The 22,689-nt window shown below is 72.4% G+C and carries 21 protein-coding genes and 1 pseudogene; 11 read left to right on the top strand and 11 right to left on the bottom strand.

What is annotated here, in order from left to right:
* Positions 1-26 precede the first annotated feature (26 nt).
* From ABZ464_RS13025 to ABZ464_RS13010, 4 genes are read right to left on the bottom strand one after another with little or no spacing between them, the layout of a single operon-like run.
* Positions 27-797 (bottom strand): SDR family NAD(P)-dependent oxidoreductase, encoded by a 771-nt coding sequence (locus ABZ464_RS13025; protein ID WP_359275142.1) that lies wholly within the window; start codon positions 795-797, stop codon positions 27-29.
* Positions 794-2,095 (bottom strand): histidinol dehydrogenase, encoded by a 1,302-nt coding sequence (gene hisD, locus ABZ464_RS13020; protein ID WP_359275139.1) that lies wholly within the window; start codon positions 2,093-2,095, stop codon positions 794-796. Before hisD ends, ABZ464_RS13025 begins: the two co-directional genes overlap by 4 nt.
* A gap of 37 nt (positions 2,096-2,132) precedes the next feature.
* The gene (locus tag ABZ464_RS13015; protein ID WP_359275137.1) at positions 2,133-3,068 is read right to left on the bottom strand and encodes a VOC family protein; all 936 of its coding nucleotides are present in this window, start codon (positions 3,066-3,068) and stop codon (positions 2,133-2,135) included.
* Positions 3,065-4,039, bottom strand: coding sequence for a fumarylacetoacetate hydrolase family protein (locus ABZ464_RS13010; protein WP_359275135.1), 975 nt, complete (start codon positions 4,037-4,039; stop codon positions 3,065-3,067). The genes ABZ464_RS13015 and ABZ464_RS13010 overlap by 4 nt, the downstream gene beginning before the upstream one ends.
* Before the next feature lie 229 nt (positions 4,040-4,268).
* Here ABZ464_RS13010 and ABZ464_RS13005 point away from each other — a divergent pair, with 229 nt between their 5' ends.
* The 8 genes from ABZ464_RS13005 (at position 4,269) to ABZ464_RS12970 (ending at position 12,008) form a co-directional block, all read left to right on the top strand.
* Entirely contained in the window at positions 4,269-4,574 is a 306-nt protein-coding gene (locus tag ABZ464_RS13005) for an antibiotic biosynthesis monooxygenase (RefSeq protein WP_359275132.1), read from the top strand.
* Between the two features lie 38 nt (positions 4,575-4,612).
* Entirely contained in the window at positions 4,613-5,737 is a 1,125-nt protein-coding gene (locus ABZ464_RS13000; protein ID WP_359275130.1) for an FAD-dependent monooxygenase, read from the top strand.
* Complete coding sequence (locus ABZ464_RS12995; RefSeq protein WP_359275128.1) at positions 5,734-6,750, top strand: amidohydrolase family protein; 1,017 nt, start codon at positions 5,734-5,736, stop codon at positions 6,748-6,750. The genes ABZ464_RS13000 and ABZ464_RS12995 overlap by 4 nt, the downstream gene beginning before the upstream one ends.
* Positions 6,747-7,727, top strand: coding sequence for a cyclase family protein (locus ABZ464_RS12990; protein WP_359275125.1), 981 nt, complete (start codon positions 6,747-6,749; stop codon positions 7,725-7,727). Before ABZ464_RS12995 ends, ABZ464_RS12990 begins: the two co-directional genes overlap by 4 nt.
* 8 nt (positions 7,728-7,735) lie before the next feature.
* A complete protein-coding gene (locus tag ABZ464_RS12985; RefSeq protein WP_359275122.1) occupies positions 7,736-9,100 on the top strand; it encodes an FAD-binding oxidoreductase in 1,365 nt (454 codons plus the stop codon).
* Positions 9,101-9,103: 3 nt separating this feature from the next.
* On the top strand, positions 9,104-10,060 hold the full coding sequence (locus ABZ464_RS12980) for a fumarylacetoacetate hydrolase family protein (protein WP_359275121.1): 957 nt from the start codon (positions 9,104-9,106) through the stop codon (positions 10,058-10,060).
* 151 nt (positions 10,061-10,211) lie between these two features.
* On the top strand, positions 10,212-11,186 hold the full coding sequence (locus ABZ464_RS12975) for a LysR family transcriptional regulator (protein ID WP_359275120.1): 975 nt from the start codon (positions 10,212-10,214) through the stop codon (positions 11,184-11,186).
* 39 nt (positions 11,187-11,225) lie between these two features.
* Positions 11,226-12,008 (top strand): SDR family oxidoreductase, encoded by a 783-nt coding sequence (locus tag ABZ464_RS12970; RefSeq protein ID WP_359275117.1) that lies wholly within the window; start codon positions 11,226-11,228, stop codon positions 12,006-12,008.
* Between the two features lie 48 nt (positions 12,009-12,056).
* Here ABZ464_RS12970 and ABZ464_RS12965 read toward each other — a convergent pair whose 3' ends face one another.
* From ABZ464_RS12965 to ABZ464_RS12945, 5 genes are all read right to left on the bottom strand, one after another.
* The gene (locus ABZ464_RS12965) at positions 12,057-12,995 is read right to left on the bottom strand and encodes a hypothetical protein (RefSeq protein ID WP_359275114.1); all 939 of its coding nucleotides are present in this window, start codon (positions 12,993-12,995) and stop codon (positions 12,057-12,059) included.
* 136 nt (positions 12,996-13,131) lie between these two features.
* Positions 13,132-14,649, bottom strand: coding sequence for an MFS transporter (locus ABZ464_RS12960; RefSeq protein ID WP_359275112.1), 1,518 nt, complete (start codon positions 14,647-14,649; stop codon positions 13,132-13,134).
* Positions 14,646-15,062, bottom strand: coding sequence for a VOC family protein (locus ABZ464_RS12955; protein ID WP_359275109.1), 417 nt, complete (start codon positions 15,060-15,062; stop codon positions 14,646-14,648). Before ABZ464_RS12955 ends, ABZ464_RS12960 begins: the two co-directional genes overlap by 4 nt.
* Positions 15,063-15,068: 6 nt before the next feature.
* Positions 15,069-15,839: an SDR family oxidoreductase gene (locus ABZ464_RS12950; protein WP_359275106.1), complete on the bottom strand. Its 771-nt coding sequence runs from the start codon at positions 15,837-15,839 to the stop codon at positions 15,069-15,071.
* An 81-nt stretch (positions 15,840-15,920) separates the two neighbouring features.
* Entirely contained in the window at positions 15,921-16,790 is an 870-nt protein-coding gene (locus ABZ464_RS12945) for an alpha/beta hydrolase (protein ID WP_359275103.1), read from the bottom strand.
* A 116-nt stretch (positions 16,791-16,906) separates the two neighbouring features.
* On the opposite strand from ABZ464_RS12945, the gene ABZ464_RS12940 reads away from it, so the two are divergent.
* The 3 genes and pseudogenes from ABZ464_RS12940 to ABZ464_RS12930 form a co-directional block, all read left to right on the top strand.
* The gene (locus ABZ464_RS12940; protein ID WP_359275100.1) at positions 16,907-17,356 is read left to right on the top strand and encodes a helix-turn-helix domain-containing protein; all 450 of its coding nucleotides are present in this window, start codon (positions 16,907-16,909) and stop codon (positions 17,354-17,356) included.
* Positions 17,357-17,630: 274 nt separating this feature from the next.
* On the top strand, positions 17,631-18,773 hold the full coding sequence (gene rho, locus ABZ464_RS12935) for a transcription termination factor Rho (RefSeq protein ID WP_359275097.1): 1,143 nt from the start codon (positions 17,631-17,633) through the stop codon (positions 18,771-18,773).
* Positions 18,774-18,855: 82 nt separating this feature from the next.
* Positions 18,856-19,713: pseudogene (locus ABZ464_RS12930) on the top strand (serine hydrolase); the annotation flags it as partial.
* A gap of 83 nt (positions 19,714-19,796) precedes the next feature.
* Here ABZ464_RS12930 and ABZ464_RS12925 read toward each other — a convergent pair.
* Both ABZ464_RS12925 and mptB read right to left on the bottom strand, forming a co-directional pair.
* Positions 19,797-21,182, bottom strand: coding sequence for a glycosyltransferase 87 family protein (locus tag ABZ464_RS12925; RefSeq protein ID WP_359275095.1), 1,386 nt, complete (start codon positions 21,180-21,182; stop codon positions 19,797-19,799).
* Positions 21,179-22,576 carry a polyprenol phosphomannose-dependent alpha 1,6 mannosyltransferase MptB gene (gene mptB / locus ABZ464_RS12920; protein WP_359275092.1) on the bottom strand — a complete coding sequence of 466 codons (1,398 nt, stop codon included), beginning with the start codon at positions 22,574-22,576 and terminating at the stop codon, positions 21,179-21,181. The genes ABZ464_RS12925 and mptB overlap by 4 nt, the downstream gene beginning before the upstream one ends.
* Positions 22,577-22,689: the final 113 nt, after the last annotated feature.

The following is a 22,689-nucleotide window of genomic DNA, read 5'->3' as shown; positions in this document are numbered from 1 at the left end:
CCGCCCCCTTCAGCCGCTCGTCCTGTTCACGCCGGTGCGATCATCCCCGCCGACAGGTCGATGTCCGCGCCGCACAGCCCCGGCATCGCCAGCATGGCCACCAGAGCCCGGGCGACCTCGTCCTCCTCGACCAGCCGGCCGAGGGCGGCGCGGGAGGCGAAGTCGTGTTCGGCCTCCTCGACCGTGCAGCCGGTGAGCTCGGCGGTGAGGCGGAAGTTGCGGTCCATGCGCGGGCCCCGCACCGGTCCCGGGGAGAGGGAGTTGACGGCGACGCCCCGGGGGCCGACCTCGCCCGCGAGGGTGCGGGTCAGGCCGAGCAGGGCCATCTTCGAGGCCGTGTACGGGGTGCGGTTGAGCAGGGGACGTTTGCCGCTGACGGAGGCCACGTTGACGACGTCGCCGCGGCCGGCCGCCAGCATGGGCGGGAGGAAGGCCCGGCACATCAGATACACCCCGCGGACGTTGGCGGCGAACACGTCGTCCCACTCGTCGGGTTCGATGTCCGTCAACGGCTTCACCGGGCCCGCGACTCCGGCGTTGTTCACGAGCAACGACACGTCCTCGTCGGCGAGTTCGACCGCGAGCGCACGCACCGCGCCCGGGTCGGAGACGTCACAGACCGCCGTACGGGCGGTGCCGCCCTCCTTCTCCACCCGGGCCGCCGCCTCCGCGAGCGCCGGCACGCCCCGGCCGACGAGGATCAGCCGGGCCCCGGCCGCCGCCAGGGCCAGCGCGAAGGCCCGCCCCAGCGGACCCCCGCCCCCCGTGACCAGCGCCGTACGGCCGTCGAGGCTCATGCGGTGTTCCACGGCAGTTCGTCGCCGGCGGCCCTCGCGGCCCGTACGTCACCGGAGCGGGCGTGCCCCTCGAACAGCTCCACCCGGGCGGCCCGGCCGCACAGCCGGCCCAGGAGCGCCTGGGACCCGGTGTCGGTGACCTCCTGGTAGGTGACCGTCTTGAGGTACTTGCCCACCCACAGGCCGCCGGTGTAGCGGGCTGCGCCCCGGGTCGGCAGGACGTGGTTGGTGCCGATGACCTTGTCGCCGAAGGAGACGCAGGTGCCCTCGCCGAGGAACAGGGCGCCGTACTGGGTCATCCGTTCCAGGGCCAGGCGCGGCTCCCGGGTGAGGACCTCCACGTGCTCGAAGGCGAACTCGTCGGCGAGTGCGTACAGTTCGTCGATCGTGTCGACGACGTGCACCTGTCCGTGGTCGCGCCAGGCGGGTTCCGCGAAGTCCCGGGTCGGCATGCCGGGCAGCAGGCGTTCGACCTCGGCGATCGTCCTCTCGGCGATCTCCCGGGAGGTGGTGATCAGGACGGCGGGCGAGTCGGGGCCGTGCTCGGCCTGGGAGAGCAGGTCGACCGCGCAGACGAAGGGGTCCGCCGCGTCGTCGGCGAGGACGAGGATCTCGGTGGGGCCGGCGAACAGGTCGATGCCGATCTCGCCGAACAGTTGGCGCTTGGCCTCGGCGACGTAGGCGTTGCCTGGTCCGGCGATCAGGTTCACCGGGCTCATGGTGTCGGTGCCGACGGCCATCGCGGCCACCGCCTGGACCCCGCCCAGCAGCCAGATCTCGTCGGCGCCCGCGAGATGCATGGCGGCGACGGTCGCGGCCGGGATCTCCCCGCGGATGGGCGGGGTGCAGGCGACGACCCGCGGCACACCGGCGACCTTGGCGGTGACGATGGTCATGTGGGCGGAGGCGGTGAGCGGGTAGCGGCCGCCGGGGATGTAGGCGCCGGTGGCCTGCACGGGGATGTGCTTCTGGCCGAGCCGTACGCCCGGCAGCGTCTCGACCTCGAACGCGCCCAGGGAGTCGAGCTGATGGCGGGCGAAGGCGCGGACCTGGTCCTGGACGAAGCGGATGTCGTCGATGACCTGCTGCGGCACCGACGCGACGATCTTCTCGACCTCCTCCTCGCTCAGCCGGAAGGAGTCCGGGCTCCAGTCGTCGAACTTCTCGGAGTACTCGCGGACGGCTTCGTCGCCCCGTGCGCGGATGTCGGCGATGACGCCGGCGACGGTCGCCCGCACCTGCTCCAGCGAGGCGGTGACCTCGGCCTTGGGCACGGCGTTCTTCAGGATCTCTGCCACAACTGCGGCCTTTCTCGAGCTCGATGCGGGTGTCGGGTCAGACGGGCGGCGCTTCGAAGAGCACATCGGGGTCGTTGAACTGCTCCTTGGCGACCGACTCGCTCATCGGGTCGGCGGTCCCCCACTGGTCCTGGGTGATCGGGTCGTCCACGTCGTGGCGGCCGGGGTGCCACAGGTCCTCTTCGAGGACGGCGAGTTCGGTGGTGTACTCCACGGTGTTGCCGTGCGGGTCGTGGAAGTACGAGAAGGTGTTGTCGCCCGCGAGATGGCGGCCGGGGCCCCACGTCAGCCGGGTTCCGGCGCGCAGCGCCCGCCCGGTGCCGCGCATGTACTCCTCGACGCCCCGCATCTCGAACGAGGCGTGGTGCAGGGAGACATGGGGGCCGCGCGCGACGGCGAAGGAGTGGTGCAGCGGGCTGCACCGCAGGAAGTACATGAGGTCGCCCATGTGCGTGGAGTACAGGGTGTCGGTGAGCCGGAAGCCGAGGTGCTCGACGTAGAAGTCCCTGAGCCCTTCCGGGTCCCGGGAGTTGATCACGCAGTGCGACAGGCGCACCGGGATCGCCTCGCGTTCCTCGATCCTGCGGTGGGCGCGGGTGGCGACATCGGCCGACACCTCCACCACCCGGCCGTCGGGGTCGAAGAACCGGAGGCCGTACCCGCCGCCCGGGGTGTCCAACGCCCGTGGCTCGTGGACGAGTTGTATTCCTGCGCGGCCCAGCCGCAGCGCCAGTTCGTCGACGGCCGCCGCCGAGACCGCGCCGAACGCCACCAGGTCCATGCGCTTGCGCTCGTCCGCACGGATCCGGACGACGTACTGCTCGGGGCTGCCCTCGGCGGCGAAGAAGGCGAGGCCGCTGTCGTTCGCGATCTCGGTCAGGCCCCAGGTGCCGCCGTAGAAGGCGCGCTGCTTCTCGAAGTCGGGGACGGCCAGGTCGACATGGCGCAGATGGCTGATGGGGGAGAAGGTCACTTGGCGCTCCTGACGTTGTTGCGCTGGTGGCCCAGGCCCGTGATCTCCGCCTCCAGCACGTCACCGGGCTTCAGGAAGACGCCCCAGTGGGCGCCGTTCCCGGCCGGGGAGCCGGTGAGCAGCAGATCGCCGGGGTGCAGGGTGGTGGTCGTGGAGACGTATGCGATCAGGCGTGGGATGTCGAAGATCATGTCCTTCGTGGACTCGTCCTGCCGGACGACACCGTTGTGGCGGAGGGTGATCCGCAGGTCGTCGGGGTCGCCGACGAAGGCGGCCGGGACGAGGTAGGGGCCGGTCGGCAGGAACGTGTCGGCGTTCTTGGCGGTGAACCAGTCGGTGCCGATGGCCTTCAGGTCGGGTCGGTAGAGGCGGTCGCGGGTGGTGAGGTCGTTGCAGATCGTGTAAGCAGCGACGTACGTCATCGCCTCCTCGGCCGGGATGTCCTTGCCCCGCTTCCCGATGACGAGGGCGAGTTCGAGCTCCCAGTCGTGCTGGGCGCCGAGCGCGGGCAGGACGACGTCGTCGTAGGGGCCGCACATCGCGCGCGGGGAGCCCAGGAAGACGTACGGGACGCCGCTGCGGATCCGTTCGTCCATCATCTGCTCGGCGTCCGCGCGGGCCTCCTCGGGGGTGGCGCCGTGCACGCTCTCCTTCTCGGCGGCGACCAGATCGACCACGTGCTTGCGGTAGTTGGCGCCGCTCTGGAGGATCTGGCCGGGCTCGATGGGGGCGAGGACCTTCAGATCGGCCAGGTCGTGCCAGGTGCCGTCGGTGCCGTCGGTCGCGCCGGCCAGCTCCTCCAGGCGGGGCAGCCAGGTGTCCCAGTCCTCGACCAGGGCGCGTACCGACGGCGCCCGGTCGGAGAGGTCACGGACCCGAGCGCCCGTGACCAGGCCGGGGAAGGCGGCTGCGCCGCCGCTGAAGGTGCCGAGCGCGAAGGGGCCGGCTGGGGAGGGGGAAGGTTCGGGCACGGGCGGCTCTCCTCGTACGGATGGGGGCTCGCCCTCGACGCTAGGCACCTCGGGCGGACGGCGGAAATGGCCATCCGCGATGGCTGCCATCGCCCGGGCTGCCGCCCCCTCGGCCGGGGCTCCATCGCCGTCCGGGATGGATGACGTCCCCCTTGCCGATGACTCGATCCGTTGACCCTGCACGTACCGCCGATCAGGCTCGGAGCCACCCCGAACCGAGGAGTACGCCGTGATCGTCGAGCATGCCGAGCTGACCGTCGAGGAAGGCCGGGAAGCGGAGTTCGAGGAGGTCTTCGGCAAGGCCCGCGAGGTGCTCGCCGGGGCGGACGGGTTCCGCTGGGCGGAGCTGCTGCGCTGCGCGGAGCGGCCCCGGACCTTTCTGCTGCTGGTCGGCTGGGAGTCGGTCGAGGCGCACACGGTCGGGTTCCGGGAGTCGGAGCGGTTCGGCCGCTGGCGGGCGCTGGTCGGGCCGTTCTTCGCCGCCCCGCCGGCCGTCGAGCACTACCACGAGCTGGGCCCGCGCTTCACCGGCTGACCCCCACTGTCGTCTTTCTACTTTCGCAAGGATCGCCCATGCCCGTTCAGAAGGTGCTCGTCGTCGGCGGCGGCATCACCGGAAGCGTGCTGTGTCTCGCTCTCGCCCAGCGCGGGGTCGAGGTGGAGCTCGTCGAGATCTCGCCCCAGTGGTACGGGGTGGGCCATGGCATCACCGTCCAGGGCAACGCCCTGAAGGCGCTGCGCAGCGTGGGCGTGCTGGACCGGGTGCTGGCCCGGGCGGTGCCCTTCGACATCATGCGGCTGCGCCGGGCCGACGGCTCTCTGATCACCGAACTCGCCACCCCGCACACCGGCGGCCCCGACCTGCCCTCCACGGCGGGCGCGCTCCGCTCGGACCTGCAGAACGCCCTGTGCGACGCGGTGCGCGCGCACGGGGTGACCGTCCGTCTCGGTCTGGGCGTCGAGCGTCTCGACCAGGCCGCCGGCCATGTCGACGTGACCTTCGGCGACGGCACCGCCGGCCGCTACGACCTGCTCGTGGGCGCCGACGGCATCAACTCGGCCACCCGTGCCCTCATCGGTCTGCCCCAGCGGCCCCGCCCGGTCGGCATGTCGATCTTCCGGGTGGTCGCCGACCGGCCCGCCGAGATGGACTGCGCCGAGGTCTACTACGGCGGCCCCCGCTTCAAGGCCGGCTACAGCCCGATCTCGCCCGAGCAGTGCTACGCCTATCTCCTCGACGAGAACCTGGACGCCTCCCTGATCGGCCCGCGCGCCCCGCTGGCCCTGCTGCGCGAGCGCGGCGCCGGCTACGGCGGCACCTGGGGCGGCATCCTCGCCGCGCTGCCCGAGGACACGGCGGTCGACTACCGCTGGATCGAGGCGGTGCTGGTGGACGAGCCCTGGTACCGGGGCCGGGCGGCGGTCGTCGGCGACGCGGCGCACGCCTGTCCGCCGCTGATCGCCCAGGGCGCCGCGATGTGCATGGAGGACGCGGTGCTGCTGGCCGAGCTGGTCACCGGGGAGGAGCCGCTGGAGAGGGCGCTGGAGCGGTTCATGGCCCGGCGGCTGCCGCGGGTGCGGATGGTGCTGGAGAACTCCCTGCAGCTGGCCGACTGGGAGATCCACCCGGGCACGCCCGGCGCGGACCCGGCGCGGATCATGTCGGAGACGCTGCACTCGCTGACGGCGGCCGCGTGAGCGCGTCCGAGGGCGGCCCGGTCGTCGACTTCCACGGCCATCTCGCCGTCCCCGCGGCCGCCGAACTCGTCGCGGGCACCCCCGGGTTCGCCGCCGAGCTGGCCGCCGAGCAGCGCGCCCACTCCCTCGCCTCCCTGACCGTCAACCGGGCTCAACTGGAGCGTCTGCAAGCGAAGTTGACGGATGTCTCGGCGCGGCTGGCCGACCTGGACGCGATGGGCGTGGACGGGCAGGTGGTGGGGCCGATGCCGATGCACCACTACTGGACCGCCCGGGCGACGGCCGTACGTCTCACGCGTACCGTCAACGAGGCCGTCGCCGCGCACTGCGCCGAGGAGCCCCGGCGGCTGTACGGGCTCGGCACGATCCCGCTCCAGCATCCGGACCTGGCGGTGGCGGCGCTGGAGCGGGCAGTCACCGAGCTCGGTCTGCACGGCGTCAGCGTCTCCACGACCGTGCGCGGGCGGGAGCTGGCCGACCCGGTGCACGACCCGGTGTGGGAGGCGGCCGAGGAGCTGGGGGCGGTGGTGTTCGTGCACCCCTGGGGGTGCACGCTGGGCGAGCGGCTCGCCACGCGCTACCTGGGCAACACGGTCGGGCAGCCGGTGGAGACGACGGTGGCCCTGTCGCATCTGATCTTCACCGGGGTCCTGGACCGTTTCCCCCGGCTGAAGCTGGTGGCGGCGCACGGGGGCGGCTACCTGCCGACGTACATCGGGCGCTCCGATCACGCCTGGCGGGTGCGGGAAGACGCGCGCGGCTGCGCCGAACCGCCGAGCGCCTATCTGCGGCGGATGTGGTTCGACTCGCTCGTCTACACCCCGCGCGCGTTGCGCCATCTGGTGGAGGAGGTGGGTGCGGACCGGGTCGTGCTCGGTACGGATCACCCGTTCGACATGGGCGTCGACGACCCGCTGGCCCGGCTGGACGCCGCCGGTCTGCCCCCGGCCGACCGGGCCGCCGTCGCGGGCGGCAACGCTCTGGACCTGCTGCTGAAAGGACGTACCCGATGACCGTCGGCCGTATCCTCGGTCCCATCGAGGAGGAGCTCGCCAAGGCCCGTGCCGCCTACCGCAACTGGGGCCGCTGGGGCGAGGACGACGTGCTGGGCACGCTCAACTTCATCGACGACGCGATCCGCGCCCACGCGGCCGGCCTGGTCCGGCGGGGGCGTTCCTTCTCCCTCGCGCTGGAGTTCAACGAGTCGGGCCCGCAGCGCGGGTTCCGGGGCCGGATCAACCCGGTGCACTACATGAAGGACACCGGATCGGACGCGGCGGCGGGCACCCAGGGCTTCCCGCACGGGTTCGGCGGCGCCGACGACCATGTGGTGATGCCGTTGCAGGCCTCCACGCAGTGGGACGGGCTCGGCCACATCTACGACAACAAGCAGGCGTGGAACGGGCGTCCGTGCACGATCGTGGGCGGGGACGGCGACTCGGTCACCGGCATCGAGCACATGCGGGACGCGTTCACCGGGCGGGGTGTCCTGCTCGACGTGGGCCGTGCGGTCGGCGACGAGCACGGTGAGCTCCCGGACGGCTTCCCCGTCAAGGAGGAGCATCTGCGGGCCACGATCGAGGCGCAGGGCGCGACCTCGACCGTACGGCGCGGTGACCTCGTCCTCCTGCGGACCGGACAGCTGGGCCGGGTGCGGCGGCGGGGCGAGTGGGGCACGTACGCGGCGGGCGACGCGCCCGGTCTCTCCTTCACCTCGCTGGGCTGGCTGCACCGCACCGAGCTGGCCGCCATCGCCTCAGACACCTGGGGCCTGGAGGTACGACCGTACGAGTTCGCCGAGCCGGCGATGTCCCCGCTGCACCAGATCGCGATCCCCAACATGGGTCTGCCGCTGGGCGAGATGTGGGACCTGGAGGCCCTCGCGGAGGACTGCGCGGCCGACGGTGTGTACGAGTTCCTGCTGGTCGCGGCGCCGCTTCCGGTGACCGGCGCGGTCGGTGCCCCCGTCAACCCGATCGCGGTCAAGTGAGGACGCGCATGAACAGGTTCTCCGGCACTCTGCATCTGCCCGGTGACGACGGCTTCGAGGAGGCGGTCCTCGGCCGGGTCTTCAACGCGCGCCGCCCGTCGGACCGTATGCCCGCCGCCGTCCTGACGGCCGCCTCCGAGGAGGACGTCGTCGAGGGGGTACGGCTGGCCCTGGAGCGCGGCTGGCAGGTCGCCGTCCGCTCCGGCGGGCACAGCTGGGCCGCCTGGTCGGTGCGCGCGGACGCGCTGCTGATCGACCTCGGCGGTTTCCGGGAGCTGGCCTACGACCCCGCCACGGAGATCGTGACCGCCACCCCCAGCGTCAAGGGCGGCGACGAACTCAACCCGTATCTCGGGGAGTTCGGGAGGTTCTTCAACGGCGGGCACTGTCCCTCCGTCGGCATCGGCGGCTTCCTGCTGCAGGGCGGGCAGGGCTGGAACGCGCGCGGCTGGGGCTGGGCGGCGGAGAACATCGTGGCGATCGACGTCGTCACCGCCGAGGGCGAGCTGGTCCGCGCGGACGAGACGCGCAACAGTGACCTGTTCTGGGCGGCGCGCGGCGCGGGACCCGGCTTCTTCGGTGTCGTCACCCGCTTCCATCTGCGTACCCGCCCGCTCCCCCGGCACCTCGCCCACACGGTCCACGCCTACCCGCTGGACCTGTTCGACGAGGTCATGAGCTGGCTGCACGGCATGCACCACACGGTGTCCGACCTGGTGGAGATCGTCGCCCTCACCCAGACCCCGCCGGGCTCGGACACGCCCGTGCTGCTGGTCACGGGGGTGTCGATGACGGACACCCCGGCTGAGGCGGCCGAGGCGCTGGCCCCGCTGCACGCCAACCCCTTCGCGGACCGTGCCCTGTTCCGGGTGGAGGCCGAACCCACCACGCTCGCCGCGCAGTTGGAGAACCAGCGGACCGCGAACCCCGAGGGCCACCGCTATCTCGTCGACAACGCCTGGCTGACCGGCGCGGCACAGGAGGTGGTCCCCGCGATCCGCAAGGCGTTCACCGAGCACCCCACCCCGGGCACCTTCACCATCTGGTTCTCCATGGCCCCGTTGCGCCGACTGCCGGACATGGCCTTCTCGTTGCAGTCCGAGATCTACTGCGCGACCTACGTCGTCCACGACGATCCGGCGCGCGACGGCGAGCTGCGCGCGTGGCTGGACGAGGCGATGGAGGCGATGCGGCCGGTGACCGCCGGGCAGTACCTCGGCGACTCCGACTTCACCGTGCGGCAGCTCAGGTTCATGGGGGACGCGCAGTGGCGGCGGCTCCAGGGGATCCGGGCCGCCCGCGACCCCAAGGGCGTGTTCGCCGGCTACCTCAGCGCCGGGACCGTCACCAACACCAACCACTGGGAGCAGTGAGGCATGCGTTTCGCGACATACGCGTACCAGGGCGTGGAGCGCGCCGGGGTGGTGCGGGACGGCGTCGTGCACCCGCTGCCGGAGGGCGTCACGGTCCTGCGGCTCCTGGAGGACGGTGTCCTGCACGCCGCCGGGGCCGAAGCTCTCGCCTCGGAGAGTGAGTTGACGGTGGATCAGGTGCGGTTGCTGCCGCCGCTCCAGCCTCCCTCCATCCGTGACTTCGTGGGCTTCGAGGCGCACATCGAGGGGGTGTCGAAGTCGCTGGACGGCCTGGAGCACGTACCCGAGGAGTGGTACCGGGCGCCCAACTTCTACTTCACCAACCCGCACGCCGGCCATGGCGCCCACGACGACGTACGGGTCCCGGCTGGCTGCTCGGTGCTGGACTTCGAGCTGGAGGTCGGGGCGGTTATCGGGCGCGCGGGGCGGGACCTCACCCCGGAGCGGGCCCGCGAGCACATCGTCGGGTACCTGGTCTTCAACGACTGGTCGGCCCGTGATCTGCAGAAGCCGGAGAAGAACCTCGGGCTGGGCTTCTCCAAGGGCAAGGACTTCGCGAACACGCTGGGCCCCTGTCTGGTGACCGCGGACGAGGTGGAGGACCGGCGCGACCCGGACGGTTTCCTGGACCTGGAGATGACCGTCACCCTCAACGGGGAGCTGATCGGCCGCGACACCCTGGCGAACGTGTCGTGGACCTTCGAGGAGATGGTGGCCTACGCCTCCCGGGACGCCTGGGTGCGGCCCGGGGACGTCCTCGGCTCCGGCACCTGCGGCTGGGGCGCGCTGGCGGAGCACTGGGGCCGGCTCGGGGAGCGCGTCCCCCCGCCGCTCACTGCCGGTGACGTGGTGGAGCTGACCGTGGAGCGGCTGGGCACCCTGCGCAACCGGGTGGTGCCGGGCCGTACGGACGTCTATCTGCCGCGGGCCCGCAAGCGGGGCCGCACTCCTCGCCCGTAACGTTCTTGACCTGCGGGTATCCGGGGATCCGATGGCTGCTATCGGATCCCTGTGAGTTACGTCCCGGAGTCTTCCTCGCCGCCGCCCGCGCTGGCTACTCTCCGATGCAACCCGAGCTTCAAGGACGCGGCGCGGCCGGAAGGGGACATACGTGGGTCTGGGAGCGATCGACCTCAATCTTCTGGTGGCGCTGGAAGCCCTCCTGGAGGAGAAGAACGTCACGCACGCGGGGGTACGGCTGTCCACCAGCCAGTCCGCGATGAGCGGCTCGCTGGCCCGGCTGCGCCGGCACTTCAACGACGAGCTGCTGGTCCGGGTCGGCCGGGAGTACGAGCTGACGCCGCTCGCGGAACGGCTGCTGCCGGTCGTCCAGGCCTCGCTGCACAAGGCCGAGGAGGCGCTCTCGCTGACCCGGCACTTCGATCCGGCGCGCAGCCGCCAGCGGTTCTCCGTCGTCATGTCCGACTATGTGATGACGGTGTTCGTGGAGCCGCTGCTGCGGGTCATCGCGACCGAGGCGCCGGGGGTGCGGATCGACTTCCATCCGATCGTCGACGGCCAGCTGGAGACGGAGACGCATCTGCGCTGTCACGATCTGATGATCGTGCCGCTCGGCTACCAGCTGCCGGGGGTCAGCGAGGCGGTGATGCACGACCGGTTCGTGTGTCTGGTCGACCCGGGTAATCCGCGGCTCGTGGACGGGCGGCTGAGCCTGCGCGATCTCGCGGAGATGCCGCATGCCGCGTGCGCCATCGGCAAGAGTCACACTCCGGCCGAGCGGCAGCTGGAGACCCTCGGCATCACACCGAAGGTGCAGGTCAGCACGCCGGGCTTCAGTGTGCTGCCGTTCCTGGTGAGCGGCACGGACCTGGTGGCCCTGGTGCCGGAGCGGCTGGCCCGGCGCTACGAGGCGTTCGCGCGCTGTGCCGTGGCGGAGCCGCCGTTCCCGGACGTCCCGCTGGTGGAGGCCATGTACTGGCACCACAACCGGCACGCCGACCCCGCGCACCGCTGGCTGCGGGAGACCGTGCGCAGGGTCGGGGCCTCGCTGGACGAGCCGGTGATCGCCGGGGTGGATGCCAGCCATGGGGAACACGCGTTTCCGGAGCTGTCCGCGGCTTCCTAGCGTGGAGGGGAGGGATCCCGTACCCACTCTGGAGGAGCCGTGAGCCGTACCCGTCTGGCGGGACGCACCGTCGTCGTCACCGGAGCCGCGCAGGGGCAGGGGGCCGCGGAGGTCGCGGCGGCCGCCCGGGAGGGCGCGAGGGTGATCGCCACCGATGTCCTGGACGAGGCCGGCGAGAAGCTCGCGGCCGCCCTGCGCGCCGACGGTCTGGACGTGTCGTACCGGCGTCTGGACGTGTCCTCGCCGGACGACTGGGCCGCGCTCGCGGGCGGGCTCGACGTCGTGCACGGTCTGGTGAACAACGCGGGCATCCCGGTGCGGGCCCGCCTGGGCGAGGTCGAACTCGCCGACTGGGAGCGGGCGTTCGCGGTGAACACCACCGGCGCGATGCTCGGCATCCAGGCCCTCACCCCGTTGATGCCGGCCGGTTCGTCCATCGTCAACGTGGGTTCCGTGGCCGCGCTGACCGCCCATCACGCGGTGGCGTACACGGCGAGCAAATGGGCGCTGCGGGGGCTGTCGAAGGTGGCGGCGCTGGAGCTGGCGCCGCGCGGCATCCGGACGAACCTGGTGCACCCCGGCTATATCGAGACCCCGCTGATGGCCACCGCGAACCCGGTGTTCGTCGCGGCGCACCTGGCGATGACGCCCCAGGGCCGGGCGGGCTCGGTGGAGGAGGTCGCCCCGCTCGTGGTCTATCTGCTGTCGGACGAGGCGTCGTACGTCAACGGCGCGGAGATCACCGTGGACGGCGGGTACGCGGCGCACGGCGGGGTGAAGGCGATCACGAACGCGCTGGACGCGCCGGTGGCCGACCGCTGACGCGGTGCCGGCCACCGTTCCGCGGGAACACGGCGGCCCTGGCGGACCTCAGTCCTTGAGGTCCGCCAGGGTCGTCCTCGTGTCCGTCTTCAGCATGTCCGAGACCTCGTCGAGGGTCGGCGGGTCGGTGTCGGTGTCGTACGAGGAGTAGTAGGCGCTGTAACTCATCGTGTACGTCACCCAGCCGTCCCGGACCGCGAGCGTCGCGTAGAGCGAACCGCTGGAGGAGCCGGAGGTGGTGTCGTCGCTGACGAGGTAGGCCTCGTCGCCGATGCCGGTGACGGTCTCCACGTCGTAGCCGGTGTGGCTGTCGCCGTAGTTCTTCCAGGCGGCCGTGAACTCGGGCCCCGGATCGGTCTTCTTGTGCAGGTCGAGCTGGGCGTAGAGGTACGCGTCCGCGTAGGACGACGTGCTCTTCTTCAGGCTGATGCTGCACAGGCCCTCGTCGAGGGCGTCGTCCTCGAGCCGGTTGCGGGTCGGGGCGCCGTCGTTGTTCGGGTACTCCTCCTTGAAGGACGAGTAGTCGATGGAGTTGCACAGGTTCGACGGCGCCGTGTAGCCGGCCAGGTCCGCCTTGTCGCCGCGGGCGATCAGGAAGACGCCGGCCGCCCAGGCGGCGGAGGCCACCAGCGCGCCGACGGCGGCCCACAGGACGGCTCTCCCGGCTCCCCCGCCACCGGTGGGGGGCGGCGGGCCGACCACGGGGTAGGCGCCCTGCTGCACGTAGGGGTTCCCCGGCTGGGGCTGCGGCGGCTGACCGGGATGGCCGGGCTGGGCGGGCTGACCGGGCTGGGCGGGCACGCCGACCAGGGTCGGCTGGGCGTAGACGCTCTGCGGGACGCCCTGGCCCGCGGGCGCGGCGGGCGGGAATCCCAGCGGGCCGCCGGGCCCCGGCGTCTGCGGGCTCGGATAGGGGTACGCGCTCGGCTGGGCCGGAGCGTCGGACGGCTGATGGGGCTGCTGCGGAGGCTCAGGCGGCGTGGACATGACGTGAAGATAAGGGGTTGATGGCGGTCAAGTCCCTTGACGTCACGGATCGTTACGTTCTAGGGACATCTGCCGTAAACCTCGGAGAGGCCGGGTTTTCCCCGGCCTCTCGTGTGCGGTGCGGTGTCGTGACGGATCAGGCGGAGGCGGTCTGGACCGGCGCCGTCACCTCCGCGCGAGCGGTGTTCCGGCGCACCAGCAGCAGGGTGACCAGCGCGCCCAGCAGGGAGGCGCAGCCGCAGATCACCACGCCGAGGGACATGCCGTGGGCGAGGGCGCTCTGGGCGGCGGCCCTGGCGCTGTCGCTGCCGGCGTTGACGACGGCGAGCGGACCGGCCGCGGCCTCCATGCCGGCGTCGGCGCCGCTGAGCTTGCCGACCAGCGCGGAGGACGCGGCGCTCATCGCGACCGTGCTGATGACGGCGGGGCCGAGGCCCTGGCCGAACTCGCGGACCAGGCTGGTCGCCCCGCTCGCCATGCCGGTCATGTGGAGCGGTACGGCGTTCACGGCGGCGGAGGTGAGGGAGGAGACGACACAGATGAAGCCGATGCCGAGCAGCAGCACCGGGCCGATGAAGGCGGCGAGGGAGGTGGTGGTGATGGGCAGGGCGGCGATCCAGAACTGGCCGGCGGCCATGGGCAGCAGACCGCCCATGAGGAGCCAGCGGGGCTCGACCCGGGTGAGCATCCGGCTCAGGACCGGGGCGAGGAGCAGCGGGACGAGCTGGAGGATCACGAAGGGCATGCCGGCCCGCAGGGGGCTGAGGTGCATGACGGCGCCGAGGCGGATGGAGACGCAGTAGGCGGTGCCGATGAAGCCGAACATGCCGGCCAGCGCGACGACGGCGGCCGCGGCGAACGAGGGGATCTTCAGCAGGTCGAGGTTGAACATGGGCGACTCGGCGCGCTTCTCGGCGATCACGAAGGCGACCAGGGCCACGGCGGCGAGGCTGAGGGCGCCGACGATGGCCGGGCTGCTCCAGCCCCGCTCGCCGCCCTCGATGACACCCCAGAGCAGTGCGGTGAGACCGACGGCGACGGTGATCTGTCCGGGCCAGTCCAGGGCGCGGCCCTCGGGGGCCTTGGAGTCGGTGACGAGGAACTGGCTGGAGACGGCGACCACGAGGCCGAGGACGACCGGCGGCACGAACGCCCAGCGGAAGTCGGCGACCGTGGCGAGCAGACCGGAGGAGAGCGGACCGGCGGCCGAGGCGAGGGAGATGCTCAGCGCCCAGGTGGACACGGCCTTGGCCCGGTCCTTCTCGTCGGGCGTGGCGGCCGCGATCACGGCGAGGGAGCTGGGGAAGAGCGCCGCGGCGCCGACACCGGCCAGGGCCTGGCCGACCCAGAGCATGGTGACGTTCTGCGAGAGGGCGTTGAGGAGTTCGCCGAGCGCGAGGACGAGTCCGCCGAGCACCAGCAGCCGCTTGCGGCCGAACAGGTCGCCCACCACACCGAAATTCAGCTCGAGAATCGCGGTGGGAAGAATGAACGCCGAGGTGACCCAGGCGACCTGGGAACCGGAGGCGCCGAATGCGGCCTGGATTTCTCCGTTGATGGGAGAGGGGACGGTAATGCACAACTGTGCGGCGGCAACGGCCAGACAGCAGGCTATGAGAGTTCCCCTGTCGAGTCTTTTCAGCACGCTTGTCATTCCGTACTCCGTCGCTCTATGAGTTCGATGAGATTTCCCTCGGGGTCCGTGACCCAGGCCATGCGCACTCCGGGCTCGGGGGACGGTCCGGGGGCGAGTGCCTCGCCCGCCCCGTACGCCCGCAGGGCGTCGTAGACGGGGTCGAGTTCGGGGGTGGTGACCGCGAAGTGGCCGTATCCCTCGGTGAGGGCGGCGGTCACCGGATCGGGAGCCCTGAGGCCCGGTGCGGAACCGGTCCTGGCCAGCAGTTCGAGGCGCCAGCCGTGCGGATGTTCCAGGACGACGCCGCTGAGGCCGGGTCCGTCGAGCCGGAACTCGAAGACGGTGTCCAGCCCGAACGCGGCCTTGTACCAGTCGGTCTGGGCGGCGAGGTCGCGGACGTTGACGCCCACGTGGTCGAGGCGGGTGTCCATCCCGGCTCAGCCGGCCATGGCGCTGTCGCCGCCGTCGACCATCAGGTTGGCGCCGTTGACGAAGGCCGCCTCGTCGGAGCAGAGGAACGCCGCGGCCCGCGCGATGTCCTCGGGCTCGCCGACCCGCCCGACGGGGATCCGCGCCTCCAGCTGTGCCTTCGGCCCGTTCGGATCGTCGAGGAAGGGGGCGGTGGCGGAGGTGCGGGTCATGCCGGGGGCGACGGTGTTGACCCGGATGCGGTGCGGGGCGCCGGCCGCGCACAGGTGCTTGCTCATCGCGAGCACCCCGCCCTTGGCGGCACCGTGCGGCACCATCGGCATGAACGGGGCACCGCGTACGGCGGCCACGGAGGCGACGTTGAGGACTGCGCCGCCGCCCCGCGCGATCAGGTGCGGCCAGGCCGCCTGGGTGCAGAAGTACGGGATGTCCAGCTCGTTCCTGAGGGTGAAGTACCAGTCCTCGGCGGGCATGGACGCGAACGGGCCGTTGCGCAGTGCGGAGGCGTTGTTGTAGAGGATGTCGATCGCGCCGAAGGCCCCGATTCCGGCCTCGATCCACTCCCGTGCCCCGTCCTGGGTGGACAGATCGACGGGGGCGAGGGAGCGCATGACGCCTCCGGCCTTCTCGACGAGTTCCACGGTCTCGGCCGCGCTGTCCTCGTCGATGTCACAGCCGAATACCAGCGCGCCCTCAGCCGCGAATACCTGTGCCGCGGCCCGGCCGATTCCGGCTCCTGTTCCACTGATGAAGGCGATTTTCCCGGCCAGTCGACCCATGATGGCGAAGTCCCTTGTTCATGCCGCCCGAGTGCGGTGGTGGCAGCGTAGGGAGGGGATTTCGCCGGAACAAGAAATGTGTCAGCGCGGGGGCATCGGGGGTTCGTATGGCTGGTATGCGGCGGGCGCCCCCAGCGTCGCGCGGAGGGTCTGCGCGAAGCCCTTCGGGTGGGTGAGGTTGCCGTTGTGGCCGCCGGGGAAGTGGGTCAGGCCGGTGCCGAGTCCGGCGGCCAGCTCCTCGGCGCAGCGGTAGTCGAAGACGGTACGCGGGGTGGTGTGCCCGGCGGCGGGGACGATTCGGACGGGGCCCGCCTTGAGCGCGTCGAGCTCGGCGGGGGTCAGCTCGGCGTGGCGCATGGTGAGGGCGTCGTGGCGGACGAAGAAGGCGAAGTTGGCCTCGCGGGAGGCGTCGAGCGGGGCGAGCCGGGCGCCGGGCTCGGTCTCCTGCCGGGCGGGGTCGATGCCCAGCAGCTCGCCGATCCGCCGCACCCCGGCGATCCAGCCGTCCCGCTCGAACACGGCCCGCATGTCGTCCAGTTCGGCCCGGGTGCGCAGCCGTTCCGGCTCGGGCAGCAGGCCGGGGACGGCGGGCTCGTGCGCGACGAGGGTGCTCAGCCGCCCCGGATGCCGGGCGGCGAGCCGCAGTCCGATGACGGCGCCCATGCTGCAGCCGAGCATGAGCGCGGGCCGGTCGGTCAGTGCGGCGAGCAGCCGGTGCACGTCGTCGACATGCTCGTCGAGACTCGCGCCGGAGCCGGGCTCGTCCAGGACGCTGCGGGAGAGTCCGCGGCGGTCGTACGTCACCACGGTGTACGCGTCGACCAGGTGGTCGACCATCGCGTCGCTGCGGTTGGCGTCGCCCTCGCCACTCTGCGAGACGAGCAACAGGGGCCCGTCGCCGCGGACTTCGTAGTGCAGGGTGGCGCCGGGCACGGTCAGGGTGGACTGCATGGGGGCTCCTCGGTGGGTGTGCTGTGGGGCGACACCCTCAAGCTAATCCATCAGTTCTGATGCATCAAGGGTGATGAATCAAAACTGATGCATCTGATCGGATGTAATCTGTGCCCATGAACGGAGTCGAGCTGTTCCTGCTGGGCCGCACGCTGATGAAGATCGGCGAGGAGGCCATCCCCACGGAGGGGATCGGCCGTCAGTCCACCAGCACCCGCTCCATGCTGATCGCGCTGCTCGATGTGTACGCGCATCCCGACACCACGGTCGGCGAGATCGCCGCCCGCACGGGGCTCCCGCAGAGCGCGGTGTCCGGGTGCGTGGCCCGGCTGAAGGAGGTCGGTTCGGTGGTGACCGCCCCGGACCCCGCCGACCGCCGCCGCACCCTGCTCCGCCGCAGCCCCGAGGTCTCGGGCCGCCGCGCCGAGGTGGCCGCCACCCCCGTCGACTCCGCCCTCGCGGCCGCCCTCGGCACGGACGACCCCGACCGGATCGCCGGCACGATCACCCTGCTCGAACAGCTCGCCGAGCGCCTCTCCCCCGATGTGCTGGGACGACTGCGCTAGCCCGTCCGGGAACATCCTGTGCTACAGTGCGTTCAGTACCTTTGTAAGTCCCGATCCGGGCGCGGTACTGATTCTCCTTCAGTTCGCTGATCCGCCCGCCGTTTCGTCGGCCGGCGCAGTGGCTTTCCCGCATCACCTCGGCAGCGCGGATCTCCTCCGCCGTACCCGAGGTGCCGCTTCCCGCCGCCCGAGGTGCGCAGTGCGCCCTCCCCTCGCGGCCCACCCCCTTCCTTCGCATGCCTCATGCCTTCCGTCCGTGAAAGGACAGACCACCATGACCACCACACTCGAACACCTCCCGGTGCAGCAGCCCCCGACCCGGGTCGCCGCCGGTGTCCTCGACATCGACGCGAGCGGGAAGGGGCACCTGCGCGGCGCCGACTGCCTGCCCACGCCCGCCGACCTCCAGGTCCCGGCCGCCCTGATCCGCCGTCATGGACTGCGCAAGGGCGACCTCGTCGAAGGGGTGCGCGGCAGCCAGCGCGTCCTCACCGAGGTGGCGCACGTCAACGGCCGTACGCCCGAGGCCCTGAGCGGCCGCCGGCACTTCCGTGACCTGACGCCCCTCCACCCCCACCGGCGACTGCGCCTCGAACACCCGGCCGCCGGACTGGCCGGCCGGGTCACCGATCTGATCGCGCCCGTCGGCAAGGGCCAGCGCGGGCTGATCGTCGCGCCGCCCAAGACGGGCAAGACCGTGCTGCTCCAGCAGCTCGCCGCCGCCGTCACCGGCAATCACCCCGAGGTCCGGCTGATGGTGCTGCTGCTCGACGAACGCCCCGAGGAAGTCACCGACATGCGGCGCTCGGTGCGCGGCGAGGTGTACGCCTCCACCTTCGACCGGGCGCCCCGTCAGCACATCGCCCTCGCCGAACTCGTCGTCGAACGGGCCAAGCGGCTCGTCGAGGCGGGCGAGGACGTCGTGATCCTCCTCGACTCGCTGACCCGGCTGTGCCGGGCCCACAACAACGCGGCCGCCGCCGGGGGCCGTACCCTCAGCGGAGGCGTCGACGCCACCGCGCTGATCGGCCCCAAGCGGTTCTTCGGCGCCGCCCGGGCCTCCGAGGAGGGCGGCTCGCTCACCATCCTCGCCACCGCCCTGGTCGAAACGGGCTCCCGCGCGGACGACTTCTTCTTCGAGGAGCTGAAGAGCACCGGCAACATGGAGCTGCGCCTCGACCGCGAACCGGCCTCGCGCCGTGTCTTCCCGGCCGTCGACATCAACGGCTCCGGCACCCGCCGCGAGGAACTCCTCCTCTCCCCCGCCGAGTTGACGACGGCCCGCGGACTGCGCCGGGCGCTGCAGACCCGCGACGGCCAGGCGAACCTGGAGACCCTCCTGGAGCGGCTGCGGGAGACCCCCGACAACGCGACATTCCTGCGCCGGATCCAGCCGACGCTGCCCGCGGACCGCTGAACGTGCGGCATCCGGGTGCTCACGGACCCGCGTACGGCACGGGCAGCACGGGGAACGCCTCCCCCATTCCTACGTTGATCATATGAAGATCGGATTCCCTTCTCGGGTCGGACTGTCGGCCTGTGTCTTCTGTGCGGCAGGTGCCCTGGCCCTCGGGCCCACCGCGGCCGCCGCCCCTGCCGGACCCGGCCCCGGCGACGGCCCCGCGACGGTGCGGGCGCAGGCCCCCGCACGGACGCACACCCCGAAGCCGTCGCTCCTGTTCCGTCCCGGTACACAGGTCAGACCCCGGCGCGGGGCCCCCGAGGTCCCGGACCTCTCGGCGCTGTCGTGGCTGGTGGCCGACGCCGGGAGCGGCGAGGTGCTCGCCGCGTCGAACGCGCACCGCAGACTGCCGCCCGCCAGCACCCTGAAGACCCTGTTCGCCCTCACCGTGCTGCCGGTCCTGCCCGCGGGCGTCCGGCACGAGGTGTCCGAGGAGGAGCTCGCGGACATCGGGCCGGGCAGCAGTCTCGTCGGGGTCGCCGAGGGGCAGACGTACTCGGTCGCCGACCTGTGGCGCGGGGTGTTCCTGAACTCCGGCAACGACGCCGTGCACGTCCTGGCCGCCCTCAGCGGCGGCTGGCGGACGGCGGCGGCGCGGATGCAGGAGAAGGCGCGGGCGCTGGGCGCGCTGGACACGCACGTCCGCTCGCCCGACGGGTACGACACACCGGGGCAGGTGTCCTCGGCGTACGACCTGGCGGTGTTCGGCCGGGCGGGGCTCCGCCGGGCGGACTTCTCGCGGTACTGCGGCCTGGCGGAGGCGACCTTCCCGGGCCGGGCGGGAGGGTCGTACGGCATCGCCAACACCAACCGGCTGCTGACCGGGCACGACGGCGTCGAGCCGTATCCGGGGCTGATCGGCGTCAAGAACGGCTACACGAGCAACGCCGGCAACACCCTGGTCGCCGCCGCCCGGCGGGGCGGGCGCACCCTCCTCGTGACGGTGATGAACCCGCGGCAGGGCGGCGGGTACGCCGTCTACGAGGAGGCGCGCGAACTGCTCGACTGGGGGTTCGCGGCCGGCGGGCGGGTCGAGCCGGTGGGGTCGCTGGACGCGCTGCGCGCCCGGCCCAGACCCGCTGCCGGGCCCGTCGCGGACGCCGGGGCACGGTCGGTGGCGCACTCGGCGGCCGTGCCCGTCGCCGCCGTCGACGGACGTCCGGGCTGGTCGCAGGCGGCGGCGATCGCGGGGGCGGCCGTGCTGGGCGGGTCCGTCGTCGCGCTGGTGCTGTGGCTCGTGGGGCGGCGCTCGGCGCGCAGATGACCGACCGGCAGGAACAGCAGCAGGCCGAGCGTGACCCAGGTGTAGGTGTTGCTGCCGAGGAAGCCGTCGATGCCGGACGCGTCGTCGAACCAGAGCCACACCACGCTGGTGCACAGCACCGCGTACAGGGCACCCGCCACGCGCGCGTGCCCCGCGCGGACCAGGACGGCGAACGACGGCAGCAGCCACACCAGGTGGTGCACCCAGGTGACGGGGCTGACCAGACAGGCGGTGACGCCCGTGAGGGCGAACGCCGCCTGCCAGTCCCCCGCGCCCACCGCCTGCCGGGCCCGCCGCGCCCACACGCCGAGCACCACCACGACCAGCACCGCCCACACGGCCTTGCCGTCCACGCCCAGCCGGGCCAGGACGCCCTGGAGCGACTGGTTGGACACATAGCCGAGCCGGCCCACGCGGCTGGTGTCCCACAGCGCCTGCGTCCAGTAGAAGCGGGACGCGTCCGGGGCGACCAGGGCGGCGAACGCCGTCGCGGCGAGCGCGACGGCCGTCGCGACGGCGGCCGCGCGCCAGCGGCGGGCGACCAGCAGCAGACCGATGAAGACCGCGGGCGTGAGCTTCACGGCCGCCGCGAGCCCGATCCCGACCCCGGCCCGGCGGCCCCGGCCGCTCGCCAGCAACCAGCCGTCGGTCAGGACCAGCGCCAGCAGGAGCAGATTGACCTGGCCGAAGCTGAAGGTGTCCCGCAGCGGTTCGAACAGGGCGAGCACACAGGCCGCGAGGACGGCGCCGTACCAGCCGTGCCGCCGCCAGCCCGGCCCCGCCAGCACCCGTACGACGACGGCGAGCGCCGCCAGGTTGAGCAGCAGCGCGGTCGCGATCGCGGTCCGCAGCCCGACCAGCGCCATCGGCAGCATGGTGACGGCCGCGAACGGCGGATAGGTGAAGCCGTACGGCGTCCCCGGCACCCGGTAGTCGTAGACGCGGCCGCCGTGGTGGATCCAGGTGTTGACGGTGCCGTAGTAGACGCGCAGGTCGAACCAGTCGCGCAGCAGCGGGACCGTGGCGGTGAAGAGGGTGACGGCCGCGACGAGACAGCCCAGCAGCAGCAGACGGCCACGGTCGGTGGCGGGTGCTCTCATGCCGTACGTCCCAGCGCGGCGGGCGCCTGGGCCGCGAGGTGGGCCTGCCACAGGACGACCACGGCGAGCGCGCCGCCGCAGACGGCGAGGAGCAGTCGGCCGCCGTCGGCGGGCCCGCCGTCCGGCAGTACGGCGAGGGCGAGGACGCCGGCCACGGCCGCCATGCGGTGCCGCACCGAGGTGCTGGGGGCCGCGGCGGCTATGAGGAACAGGCCCCACAGCGCGTACCAGGGGCGGATCGCCGGGCCGAACGCGGCCACCGTGGCGAGGCTGAGCCCGAGCGCGTACACCGGTCGGGGGCGCAGCCGCCACCATATGGCGACCAGGGCGACGGCGGTGACCGCGAGGCCGAACGCGTGCCAGGCGGGGACGGCCAGCGGGGCGAGGTCGCTGCCGAGGTGTTCGAGGAGGGCACCGGTGGCGCGGCCGAGGAGGCTGGTGAGGGCCCAGTTCTGCGAGGAGACCGGAGTGTTGAGAGCGGCTATCCAGCCGTATCCGGTGCCCGCGAGGGCGGTCGCGGCGACCGTGGTGCCGGCGCAGGCGGCCAGGGTGGTCAGGACGGCCCGCACAGGATGCCGGCCCGCGCGCACGGCCAGCAGCACGACCGCGGCGAGACCGAGGATCGCGGGGGCCTTGACCAGGGCGGCGAGCGTGACGAGGACGGCCGCCGGAACCGGCCGCCGGGCGAGCGCGGCGACCAGTCCGATCCCTAGCAGGCCCAGCATGATGGCGTCGTTGTGGGCGCCCGCCACCAGATGCAGCAGCACCAGCGGATTGAGGACGCCCAGCCACAGTGCGGCGGCCGGGTCGGCGCCGCTGTGCCGGGCGATCCGGGGCAGCGCGACCGCCATCAGCGCCACGCCGCACAGCGCGACCAGACGCATGCCGATCAGCCCGGCGGGCAGTTCCCCGTGGGTCAGCCCGTACAGCGCGGCGGCGACGGCCATGAAGACCGGGCCGTACGGGGCTCCGGTGTGCTGCCACAACGGGGCGACCTCGGCCGCGAGCGGGCCGCCGAGCTGAGCCGGGCCGTGGGTGTACACGTCGATGTGCGCGTCCACCATCGCCCCTTGGGCGAGATAGCTGTAGACGTCCCGGCTGAACAGCGGCGGCCCGACCACCAGCGGCGCCGCCCAGACCGCGAGGACGAGCACGAGGGCGCGCGGCGTCGGCGGGTCCGCGCTGCGGACGAGCCGGCCGAGGAGCACCCAGGCGGCGGTGAGCAGCACCAGCCCGAAGTACACGCCGACCAGCCCGAGGACGGCGTGCACGGAGGACGGGGCCAGAAGTTCCCGCGCGGGCAGCGCGCCGGCGCTCTCGCCGCCCAGCGCGAGACAGGCCGTACCGGCCAGGCCGATGACCTGGCAGCGACGGAGATCGACGGGGAAACCCATGGCCAACACTCGGTCAGGGTGTCAACGCGGGGTGGCCGGAAGCTGACATGCCGCCCTCTGCCCGGGGACCTGCGCGTGACCGGTGCGTTTCCCGGCCGGGCGCACGGCCACCG

This window comes from Streptomyces sp. NPDC005820 (assembly GCF_040630255.1).
Taxonomy (GTDB): domain Bacteria; phylum Actinomycetota; class Actinomycetes; order Streptomycetales; family Streptomycetaceae; genus Streptomyces.
Note: the sequence above shows the minus strand (reverse complement) of the source record. Positions and strands in the feature narration are given on the sequence as shown.